Raw genomic sequence first — 10,120 nt, 5'->3', positions numbered from 1 at the left:
ATGGGCTCATTCAGGATCGACGTCGATCTGGACTTGTGCCAGGGCCACGCCATGTGCGAACTCGAGGCGCCGGACTACTTCCGGGTGCCCAAACGCGGCAAGGTCGAGATCCTGGACAACGAACCCCCGGAAGACGCCCGCGACGAAGTCGAACGCGCGGTCGAAATGTGCCCTACCCAAGCACTATTCATCACAGAGAAGGAAGACTGATGGCCGCACATCCCCGCGAGGTACTGGAAGACTGGGTCGAGCGCTGGCTGGAGGCCAACCGGGTGGCCGAGCGTGCAGGCGACTGGAAACCGTTGGCCGACTTCTACGCCGACGACGCCACCTACGGCTGGAACATCGGACCCAAAGAAGACGTGATGTGCGTCGGCGTCAACGAGATCCGCGACATCGCACTGGGCCTGGAGATGGAGGGCCTGGAGAACTGGCAGTACCCATACCAGAAGGTGCTGATCGACGACAAGCAGGGCGAGATCGTCGGTTTCTGGAAGCAGATCGCGACCGATTCGGACGGCACCACGTCGGAGATCTACGGCATCGGCGGCAGCTGGTTCCGGCTCGACGCCGACGCCAAGATCGAATGGCAGCGCGACTTCTTCGACTTCGGCCACGTGCAGGCGTTGTACCTGGATTTGATGAAGGCCGGCAAATTGTCACCTGGCATGCAGAAGCGGATCGAGCGCAGCCTGGCCGGGGAGAAGCTGCCGGGTTACTACCCGCTGGGCAAGGCGCCCTCCCCGATCTGGTGAAAGCCCTGCCAGGGGTGGCCGCGGGCACCCAACCAAGCATTTGTTTTGTTGCACGCGCTATGCTGACCGTCAGGGGTGCCCGTGTGGCACTCGTCACCCACTAGTGCCGGGCCTGGAGCCAGGCACACTCAATTCAAAGGCGAAATGGGGTCAGGTCCATCGTGAAGACAAAAGGCGCACTGATCTGGGAATTCAACCAGCCGTGGTCCATCGAGGAGATCGAGATCGGCGACCCCGTCAAGGACGAGGTCAAGATCCAGATGGAAGCGGCCGGGATGTGCCACTCCGACCACCACCTGGTGACCGGCGGCATCCCCATGGCGGGCTTCCCGGTGCTCGGCGGGCACGAGGGTGCGGGCATCGTCACCGAGGTCGGCCCCGGCGTCGAGGACCTCGCCCCCGGCGACCACGTGGTGCTGTCGTTCATCCCGTCCTGTGGGCAGTGTCCGACCTGTCAGGCCGGCCTGCGCAACCTGTGTGACCTGGGCGCCGGGCTGCTGGGCGGCGCCGCGGTGTCCGACGGCACCTTCCGGATCCAGGCCCGTGGCCAGAACGTCTTCCCGATGACGCTGCTGGGCACCTTCTCGCCGTACATGGTGGTGCACCGCAGCTCGGTGGTGAAGATCGACCCGTCGGTGCCCTTCGAGGTGGCCGCGCTGGTCGGTTGCGGCGTCACCACCGGCTACGGTTCGGCCGTCCGCACCGCCGACATCCGGCCGGGTCAGGACGCCGCGATCGTCGGCGTCGGCGGGGTCGGCATGGCCGCACTGCAAGGTGCGGTGGCCGCCGGAGCCCGCTACATCTTCGCCATCGACCCGGTGGAGTGGAAGCGCGACCAGGCACTGAAGTTCGGCGCCACCCACGTCTACCCCGACATCAACGCCGCGTTGATGGGCATCGCCGAAGTCACCTACGGCTTGATGGCACACAAGGTGATCGTCACCGTCGGCGAACTGCACGGCGCCGACATCGACAACTACCTCAACATCACCGCCAAGGGCGGCACCTGTGTCGCGACCGCGATCGGCAGCCTGCTGGACACCAACGTGACCCTGAACCTGGCAATGCTGACCCTGATGCAGAAGAACCTGCAGGGCACCATCTTCGGCGGTGGCAACCCGCAGTACGACATCCCGCAGCTGCTGTCGATGTACAAGGCCGGCAAGCTGAACCTGGACGACATGGTCACCACTCAGTACCGCCTGGAGCAGATCAACGACGGTTACCAGGACATGTTGGACGGCAAGAACATTCGCGGTGTCATCCGGTACACCGACGCAGATCGGTGACCGTGCGATGACCCAGACTGCCCAATCCCCGGCCCTGACCGCCTCGCAGTCGTCGTGGCGTTGCGTGCAGGCCCACGATCGGGAGGGCTGGCTGGCGCTGATGGCCGAGGACGTCGTCGTCGAGGACCCGATCGGCAAGTCCGTCACGAACCCCGACGGCACCGGGGTGAAAGGCAAAGCGGGTGTCGCGACGTTCTACGACACCAACATCGCCGCCAACAACCTGACCATCACCTGCGAAGAGACGTTTCCGTCGAGTTCGCCCAACGAGATCGCCCACATCCTGGTGTTGGACAGTAAGTTCGAGGGCGGCCTGACCAGTTCGGTGCGCGGGGTGTTCACCTATCGCGTCAACGCCGAGGGGCTGATCGACAGCATGCGCGGGTACTGGAACCTGGAGATGATGACGTTCGGTCAGGAGTGACGCGGGCTCAGCCGATACGGCCGAGTCCGGTGATGTTGCCCTGCATGATCTTGTTGCCCATCAACACCATTGACGACGTCTGAATCGGGTCGCTGAGAATGGTGGCCGACTTCAGTTGCTGGTAGATGAGATTGCCCGTATTGGGGTCGATGACCGAGTACGCGAACAGGTCAGCCGGTGTGGTCTGGTCGAGGCCGACGCGGGTGATGGTGTAGATCAGGCCGTCCCCGGTAGACAGGTGTGGCAACGCGGCACTGCGGACCTTGCTCTCCCACACCGTGTGACAGCCCGGGCCGGGGCTGTCGATGTCCACCCGGGTCATGCCGCCGACGAACGGCGCCGTCGCCGGAACTGCCGGGCCGGCGTTGGCCGGCACCTGCGGGTAGGGATAGCCGTACGTGCTGGCGATGAACATCGAATTGCCCACGCCGATAGGCGAATTCTCGCTACCCGGACCGCCCAGCGTCAGCACCGTCTGCTGGCAGATCGGGGCACCGCTGCCGGCTTGGTAGACCAGTGCGTGCACCTGGGGTTCGGCGTTGTCGACGATGGTCAGGTACTCGGCGCCGGTGGGCCCGAAATACGTTGGGGTGGAACCTGTTCCCCAGCTCAGCTGACCAGGCTTGCGGGCCGAGCCGCGGTCATAGGCCTGCCGCCACAATTGCTGCGGGGTACCGCCGCCACCGAGGATGATCTCGTAGAGCGCATGGGTGGTGGCCACCGCGACGCGGTTCTGCGGTGATGCCGAAATGCTGTTCGCCACTTGCTCTCCCGCGGGCAACTGCATGCTGGCGACGCCACCGCCCGCTTTCGCCACACCGACCACCCCGTTGGCGGTGGCAAACCAGACATTGCCCTGATAGTCGGGCACCACGCCGACGGAGCTGTCGCCCGGCGCTATCGCGGTGGACAGGTCGGTGGACTCGGTGACCGACAAGTGCCAGCGACCCCGCTCGTCTTTGCTGTGCGCGATACGCAGCAGATGGTTGGTCCCGTCGACCAGCACCATCTGGTTGTTGTTGTCCACGTAGGCATAGACGCCGCCCAACAGGCCGCCTTTGGCGATATCCATGCTGGCCAGTGGGATGATCTGGGGCAGCACGCCGTCAGGGTTGAGCAGATGCAGCACCGGGGACTGGGCGGTGATGGTGGTGCACAACGCCAGCACCAGGCCGTCGGTGCCCTGCGTGATCGTCGGACAGGCCGCCAGCAGCGGGAAGGCGAAGATCGGAACCGGCCGGGCACCGGGCCCGGGCAGCGGTCCCGCATCCGCGGAGCCGGCGTCGTTGTGCATGGACGCGATGCCGTTGGGCGCCATGAAGGGGTTGGGCGGCCCCAGCGGACCAAACGGGTCGGCGGCCCGGGCTGGGGTGATCAGGGGGACCAGGGACACAGCGCAAGCGGTGAGCACTGCCAGCGGAATCGTCAGCAGCGTCTTGGGACTTCGCGCCAAGGTGCCCTCCAGGGATCGGGTCACATCGCAGTGTGGCGATCGCCGGGAACGACACCGCAACGGTGCGTTAACGATTCGGCGTCAGGAGTTAGGCGCATCCCGCGGGCTCGGCGCAGGAACGTCAATGGGTGCAGCCACCCGCGGGCTCGCACCTATGCTTGGGCGATGGCATCGATCTTCACCAAGATCATCAATCGAGAACTCCCCGGCCGCTTCGTCTACGAGGACGACGACGTCGTCGCGTTCCTGACGATCGAGCCGATGACGCAAGGGCACACCCTGGTGGTGCCGCGCGCGGAAATCGACCAGTGGCAGGGCGTGGACAGTGCGGCGTTCGGCCACGTGATGTCGGTGAGCCAGCTGATCGGCAGGGCGGTGACCAAGGCGTTTTCGGCGGAACGCGCCGGGTTGATCATTGCCGGGCTGGAGGTGCCGCACCTGCACGTGCACGTGTTCCCCGCCCGCAACCTGAGCGACTTCGGGTTCGCCAACGTCGACCGCAATCCGTCCGAGGAATCCCTGGACGAGGCGCAGGCCAAGATCAAGGCGGCACTGGAAAAGCTGGGCTGAGTCCGCGCTGACGCTGCGTCCAGGGCGCAGTCGTACGAGATGTCGTCACCCTCAGCGCAGGGCCATTGGACTCTCGGAACCGGCGTGCGCTAACCGACGGGCGCGGGCACGTCGCTCACCCGCGGCAGCAAGACCCGGAAACAGCAGCCCTGGCCAGGGGCGGTGGTCACGGTGACGCTGCCGCCGTGTGCCTTGACCACGGAGTCGACGATCGACAGCCCGAGCCCGCTGCCGCCGGTGGCGCGGGCGCGCGAGGAATCGGTGCGATAGAACCGTTCGAAGACCCGCTCGGCATCCTGGCGGCTCATGCCGGGACCGTTGTCGGCAACCTCCAGGACGGCGTCGTCGCCCTCGGTGCCGACCCGCACGGTGATGTCGGCGCTGCCGGGCGTGTGCTGGATGGCGTTGGCGACGAGGTTGCTCAGCACCTGACGCAACCGAGGTTCGTCACCGACCACTTCGGGGGTGCCCGGGCCGTCGAGCACCGCCATCGCGATGTTGCGCGTGGAGTCCATCGCACGCCCGTCGTGCACGGCATCGCTGGCCAGTGCCAGCAGATCCACCCGGTTGGCCTCCAGCGGACGTTGTACGTCCATCCGGGCCAGCAACAACAGGTCGTCGACCAGCAGGCCCATCCTGCCGGCTTCGCTTTCGATCCGGGACAGCAGCATCGAGACGTCGCTCGCGGCGCCCTGCCGGTACAACTCGGCGAAGCCGCGGATCGTGGTCAACGGGGTCCGCAATTCGTGGCTGGCGTCGGTGATGAACCGCCGCATCCGCTCCTCGGAACCGCGAGCCGTCTCGGCCGAGGCTTCCGAGGCGGCCAGCGCCTGCTGAATCTGAGCCAGCATTCCGTTGAGCGCCAATGAAAGTCGGCCCACCTCGGTGCGGGAGTCACGTTCGGTGACGCGCCGATCCAACTGACCGGCGGCGATCGCCGCGGCGGTCTGCTCGACTTCACCCAACGGGCGCAGACTGCGTTGCACCACCGCGGACCCGGCGATGCCGACCACCACCAGCACCGCGGCCCCGATGCCGGCCTGCAGCAGGACCAGCGAGCGCAGCGTGTGGTCGACGTCGGACAGATCCGCGGCCACCGTGGTCAGGCCACCTTGCGGTCCGCGCACCGAGACCGCCCGCCACTCGATGCCGGAGTCGCTGACCGATGGCAGTGTCGTCGGATTGGGGCCGACGTCGTTGTCGGCCGGCAGCGCCGGTTCGGCATTGCGGTCGTTGATCGCTGTCATGGTCTTGCCCTCGGGGCTCACCGCCCGCACGTAGAACTTCGACGGCGGCCGGGCGGGGTCGGGCCCCTCGCCGATCGGCGCGGTGTGCTTCCACGGTGCCTGTGCCCAGGTCCGCGTCGCATCCATCAGCGTCGCGTCGATCCGGCTGATCAGGCTGTGGCGCAGGATCGAGGTCACCGCCACACCCGACACCAGCAGACCGCAGAGCACGAGCACCAAGGTGGCCGCGACCAGACCGACCCGCAGCGGCACTGCGCGTCGATATCGTCTGGCGGTCTCGGTACCGGCCACGCTCAGCGCGGCTCCCGCAGCACGTAGCCGACCCCCCGCAGGGTGTGCAACAGCCGCTTCTCGCCAGTGTCGATCTTGCGGCGCAGGTAGGACACATAGGACTCGACGACGTTGACGTCACCGCCAAAGTCGTAGCGCCACACGTGATCCAAGATCTTCGGCTTGCTCAGCACGGTGCCTGCATTGATGACGAAATACCGCAGCAAGGTGAATTCGGTGGGAGACAACGACACCGGCTCACCGGCCTTCCACACTTCGTGCGTCTCTTCGTCGAGTTCGATGTCGGCGAAGGACAACCGGGCATTGCGGGGTTCGTCGCGGCCCTTGCCGGCGCGGCGCAAGATGACCCGCAACCGGGCGACCACCTCTTCGAGGCTGAACGGCTTGGTCACGTAGTCGTCGCCGCCCAGGGTCAGCCCGGCGATCTTGTCCTGCAACGAATCTCGGGCGGTGAGGAACAGTGCCGGAGCCTCGATGCCGTCGGCGCGCAATCTGCGCAGCACTCCGAAGCCGTCCATGCCCGGCATCATCACGTCCAGGATCACCGCATCCGGGCGGGCTTCGCGCGCCCGGTCCAGCGCTTGCGCACCGTTGGATGCGGTGTGCACCTCGAAACCCTGGAATTTCAGGCTTACCGAGAGCAGTTCAACGATGTTGGCTTCGTCGTCGACGACAAGGATGCGCGCCTCCGGCGGGGTGGGGCCATTCGTACTTCGCGTCATGACCAACGGCCCCCGAACTGGATCCTGTGCACTTGCTGGTTGATCATTGTAAGATTCCTGTGAGGTCGTTGTACGTACTCTGCTAGCAGTCTGCCAGCAGATGGCGTTTCCGCGTAGCCCCCACACAGCGATATCAGCACGCGTCGCGAATAGACTCGCAGGATGAACCTCGTCAAAGCCGTGTTGGGAATCGCGACCGCCCCCGCCCGCGCCGGGCTGGCTGCCGCGGAGGCGAGCCTGACGCTTGCCGGCGCCGCGGTGGGCGTTGCCAAGCAAGCGCTGGGCGAGACCGGCAGCACCGGTGGGCCCAATGCGATGGCCAACATGCTGGGTATCGACGATGCGCTGGCCCGAGCCAACCGGCTGGCCCGGTTGCTGGACGACGACATGCCGCTGGGCCGCGCCATCGCGCCCAACGGCCCGATGGACCGGATGCTGCGACCCGGCGGCGTCGTCGACCTGCTGACCTCGGAGGGTGGGCTGATCGACCGCCTGACCGCCGAGGGCGGCGGACTGCACCGCGCGCTGCAACCCGGCGGGCTGGCCGACCAGCTGATGGGCGCGGACGGAATGATCGAGCGGGTGCTGGCCGAAGACGGACTGGCCGACAAGCTGCTCGCCGAGGGCGGCCTCATCGACACGCTGACCGCCAAGAACGGTCCGCTGGAGCAACTGGCCGATGTGGCCGACACCCTGGCCCGGCTCGCGCCCGGGATGGAAGCGCTGGAACCGGCCATCGCGACGCTGCAGGAGGCTGTCATCTCGCTGACGATGGTGGTCAACCCATTGAGCACCATCGCCGACCGCATCCCGCTGCCGGGTCGGCGTCCGCGCTCGTCAGCGCGGTCGGTGCGCACCACACGAATCGTCGACCCCGACTAGTCACCGGTTAGGCTTGACCGGCTTCACCGGCCTCCTTAGCTCAGTGGTAGAGCACTCGCCTTGTAAGCGAGCGGTCGTCAGTTCAATCCTGACAGGGGGCTCTGCCGTCTCCGCTCGCGCGAGCGGGGCCACTGCGGCGAATCCGGACGTACACCATGTGCACATGTGTGGCATACATATTCACCGCTAGCGCAGAAGATTTCCTGGACCCGATCCCACTGGGTAACATCGCCCGAGCCTGGATAACCCTTCGGTGGCAGCACCGCGTAGCCGCCGGTGGATCACATTTCGGCGGGTTTGGCAATCGGATTAGCGTATGCAAAATCTATGATTTTTGTTTGAGTTCGCTATCGCCCCGCTGTCCAGGGCTTGACATTGCCGTTAGATCAGTGGGTCAACGGTTTTGGCGACACCTGCATAGGGGGGTTTGTGGACCAGGATGGGACGCCGTTCGGCCGCTATCGGTTGATCGAGCTCATTGGCCGGGGTGGGATGGGTGAGGTCTGGCGGGCCTACGACACGGAGACCTCGCGCGTGGTCGCCGTCAAAGTCCTGTCCGACAACCTGGCCGCCGATCCGACCTTCGTGCAGCGGTTCCGCCGGGAGGCGTTGGCCGCCGCCGGGCTCAACGACCCGCACGTCATACCGATTCACCACTTCGGCGAGATCGACGGTCGCCTCTACGTCGACATGCGCCTGATCAAGGGCCGCGACCTGCAGAGCATCATCGCCGACGGGGTGATGGACCCGGCGCGGGCGGTGCTGATCGTCGAGCAGATCGCCTCGGCGCTGTACGACGCACACCAGATCGGGCTGGTGCATCGCGACGTCAAGCCGTCCAACATCCTGGTCACCCCGAACGATTTCGCGTATCTGATCGACTTCGGCATCGCCAGCGCGGCCGGGGAATCGCGGATGACCAACACCGGCAGCGTGATCGGCACCTGGGCCTACATGGCGCCGGAACGGCTGAGCCAAGGACAGACCGACCCGCGCAGCGACACTTACGCCCTGGCATGCGTGCTGCATGAATGCCTCACCGGCAGCCAGCCGTATCCCGGCTCGAGCATCGAGCAGCAGATCGGCGGCCACCTGGGCCTGCCGGCACCGCGACCGTCTGCGCTGCGACAAGGTCTACCGCTGCAGCTCGACGGCGTCATCGCGATCGGGATGGCCAAGAATCCCGACCAGCGGTATTCGAGTCCGATCGAGATGGCCGCAGCGGCCAAGGCGGCGATCACCCAGCCCACGGTGCTGCCCCCCGCCCCGCGCAACACCGACCCCGGTCAGTCGGAAACGCAGCGCCTGCCGATACCGCAGGGACCCCCGAACCAGCCACGCAACTACCACCAGCCGGCTCAGAACCGGGCCGTCTCGAACACCGACGCAACCCAGTACCGTCAATACCCGACCGGGGGCACCGATGCGCCCGGCGGGCAGTACGGGCACGGTGGCCCGACGGGTCCTTCGAGCCCATCCGTGCCGCCCTCCGGCCCGGCTGCCTCCGGTGGCGGGCAGAGCGCGAAGGCCGATCCCAAACGCCGTCGCATGATGCTGATCGGCAGCATTGCAGCGGCTGTCCTGGTCATCGGGCTGGTCGCAGCCTTCGCGCTGAGTGGCTCCGGGGACAAGGGCGGCAGCGGAACCACGACCGCGGCGAGCGGACCGAACAGCGGCCCGCTGACCGGCACCTACACCCTGGCCTTCGGTCAGAGCATCGGCCTGGACGGCAAACCTGAGGCCGGCCAGGACCCGCCGGGCAATGAGACGTGGAAACTGCGGTCGGTCTGCGGCGCCAAGGGGTGCGTGGCCACCGGGTCACGAAGCTCCGGCAGTTTCAAGCACCCGACGAGCCTGGTGTTCGACGACATCAAAGGACGCTGGATCGCCGTTGCACTGGACACCGAACGGTGCGGTAACGAAGACATCGAAGAGTGGCACTGGGTCTATCTGCTACCCCGCCCGGACGGCAGCATGGCCGGTGAGTGGATCGACGACTCGGTGAAGTGCTACAGCAAGAGAAGTGTGACGTTCACCAGAACCGGCGATGCCGACGTCTCCGGCCTGCCCGACCCGTCCGCCCTGCCGGCCCGGGTGAATTCTCCGGCCCTGGGGTTGCGCGGGTTCTACCGCTCGAAATTCACCACCGCGGCCGGCCAGGCCAGGCCCGCAGACCAGGACTTCAGCGTGGACACCTTCTGCATGCGCGCCGGGGACCGCTGTCTGAGCCGGTTCGTGCTGACGGATTTGTCCGACCATCAGCTGTTCATCTTCGCCAACAACGCGTGGACGGAAAATTCCGAGGAAGACGTTCCCTGTCCGGCCGGTGGGACCAGCCACGTCCGGGTGACGGGGGTGTTCCCGCTGCCGAAGGGGGCCGGCGATCCGATCCCCACGCTGTCCGGGCACGGGATGGAAGACGCGTCGGGCAGTGCCTGCAAGGGCGGTCCCTACGATCAGGTCTTCACCCGCATCCGGGATTGACCC

Annotated in this window: 10 protein-coding genes and 1 tRNA gene; 8 read left to right on the top strand and 3 right to left on the bottom strand. The window is 66.4% G+C overall.

Annotated elements, in window-relative coordinates; genetic code table 11:
• The 4 genes from fdx (at position 1) to AC5Y3Z_RS22755 (ending at position 2,468) form a co-directional block, all read left to right on the top strand.
• Positions 1 to 210: a ferredoxin Fdx gene (gene fdx, locus AC5Y3Z_RS22770; RefSeq protein WP_463828419.1), complete on the top strand. Its 210-nt coding sequence runs from the start codon at positions 1 to 3 to the stop codon at positions 208 to 210.
• The gene (locus tag AC5Y3Z_RS22765) at positions 210 to 755 is read left to right on the top strand and encodes a Cif family virulence factor (RefSeq protein WP_463828418.1); all 546 of its coding nucleotides are present in this window, start codon (positions 210 to 212) and stop codon (positions 753 to 755) included. Before fdx ends, AC5Y3Z_RS22765 begins: the two co-directional genes overlap by 1 nt.
• A 161-nt stretch (positions 756 to 916) precedes the next feature.
• A complete protein-coding gene (locus AC5Y3Z_RS22760) occupies positions 917 to 2,044 on the top strand; it encodes an NDMA-dependent alcohol dehydrogenase (RefSeq protein ID WP_463828417.1) in 1,128 nt (375 codons plus the stop codon).
• Between the two features lie 7 nt (positions 2,045 to 2,051).
• Positions 2,052 to 2,468 (top strand): ketosteroid isomerase family protein, encoded by a 417-nt coding sequence (locus AC5Y3Z_RS22755; RefSeq protein WP_463828416.1) that lies wholly within the window; start codon positions 2,052 to 2,054, stop codon positions 2,466 to 2,468.
• Positions 2,469 to 2,475: 7 nt separating this feature from the next.
• Here the strand turns inward: AC5Y3Z_RS22755 and AC5Y3Z_RS22750 are convergent, their stop codons facing one another.
• Positions 2,476 to 3,945, bottom strand: coding sequence for a hypothetical protein (locus AC5Y3Z_RS22750; protein ID WP_463828415.1), 1,470 nt, complete (start codon positions 3,943 to 3,945; stop codon positions 2,476 to 2,478).
• A 141-nt stretch (positions 3,946 to 4,086) separates the two neighbouring features.
• On the opposite strand from AC5Y3Z_RS22750, the gene AC5Y3Z_RS22745 reads away from it, so the two are divergent.
• Positions 4,087 to 4,491: an HIT family protein gene (locus tag AC5Y3Z_RS22745; RefSeq protein WP_463828414.1), complete on the top strand. Its 405-nt coding sequence runs from the start codon at positions 4,087 to 4,089 to the stop codon at positions 4,489 to 4,491.
• A gap of 89 nt (positions 4,492 to 4,580) precedes the next feature.
• Here AC5Y3Z_RS22745 and AC5Y3Z_RS22740 read toward each other — a convergent pair whose 3' ends face one another.
• Positions 4,581 to 6,029, bottom strand: a complete 1,449-nt coding sequence (locus AC5Y3Z_RS22740) for a sensor histidine kinase (RefSeq protein WP_463828413.1) — start codon at positions 6,027 to 6,029, stop codon at positions 4,581 to 4,583.
• A 2-nt stretch (positions 6,030 to 6,031) separates the two neighbouring features.
• Positions 6,032 to 6,751 carry a response regulator transcription factor gene (locus tag AC5Y3Z_RS22735; protein WP_463828412.1) on the bottom strand — a complete coding sequence of 240 codons (720 nt, stop codon included), beginning with the start codon at positions 6,749 to 6,751 and terminating at the stop codon, positions 6,032 to 6,034.
• A gap of 162 nt (positions 6,752 to 6,913) precedes the next feature.
• Between AC5Y3Z_RS22735 and AC5Y3Z_RS22730 the strand changes: the two genes are divergently transcribed.
• The 3 genes from AC5Y3Z_RS22730 (at position 6,914) to AC5Y3Z_RS22720 (ending at position 10,117) form a co-directional block, all read left to right on the top strand.
• Positions 6,914 to 7,633 carry a hypothetical protein gene (locus tag AC5Y3Z_RS22730; protein WP_463828411.1) on the top strand — a complete coding sequence of 240 codons (720 nt, stop codon included), beginning with the start codon at positions 6,914 to 6,916 and terminating at the stop codon, positions 7,631 to 7,633.
• A gap of 29 nt (positions 7,634 to 7,662) precedes the next feature.
• Positions 7,663 to 7,734: transfer RNA gene (locus tag AC5Y3Z_RS22725), tRNA-Thr, on the top strand.
• A 328-nt stretch (positions 7,735 to 8,062) separates the two neighbouring features.
• Positions 8,063 to 10,117 (top strand): serine/threonine-protein kinase, encoded by a 2,055-nt coding sequence (locus AC5Y3Z_RS22720; protein WP_463828410.1) that lies wholly within the window; start codon positions 8,063 to 8,065, stop codon positions 10,115 to 10,117.
• The last annotated feature ends 3 nt before the right edge of the window (positions 10,118 to 10,120 follow it).

Source organism: Mycobacterium sp. NGS61, assembly GCF_059812325.1.
The sequence above is the reverse complement of the archived record's forward strand: the minus strand, read 5'-3'. Positions and strand labels throughout refer to the sequence as shown.

Excerpts from the sequence above, each read along its gene's own strand:
- AC5Y3Z_RS22730 (WP_463828411.1), top strand. The coding sequence starts at position 6,914 with ATGAACCTCGTCAAAGCCGTGTTGGGAATCGCGACCGCCCCCGCCCGC.
- AC5Y3Z_RS22765 (WP_463828418.1), top strand. The coding sequence starts at position 210 with ATGGCCGCACATCCCCGCGAGGTACTGGAAGACTGGGTCGAGCGCTGG.
- AC5Y3Z_RS22755 (WP_463828416.1), top strand. The coding sequence starts at position 2,052 with ATGACCCAGACTGCCCAATCCCCGGCCCTGACCGCCTCGCAGTCGTCG.
- AC5Y3Z_RS22745 (WP_463828414.1), top strand. The coding sequence starts at position 4,087 with ATGGCATCGATCTTCACCAAGATCATCAATCGAGAACTCCCCGGCCGC.
- fdx (WP_463828419.1), top strand. The coding sequence starts at position 1 with ATGGGCTCATTCAGGATCGACGTCGATCTGGACTTGTGCCAGGGCCAC.
- AC5Y3Z_RS22735 (WP_463828412.1), bottom strand. The coding sequence starts at position 6,751 with ATGACGCGAAGTACGAATGGCCCCACCCCGCCGGAGGCGCGCATCCTT.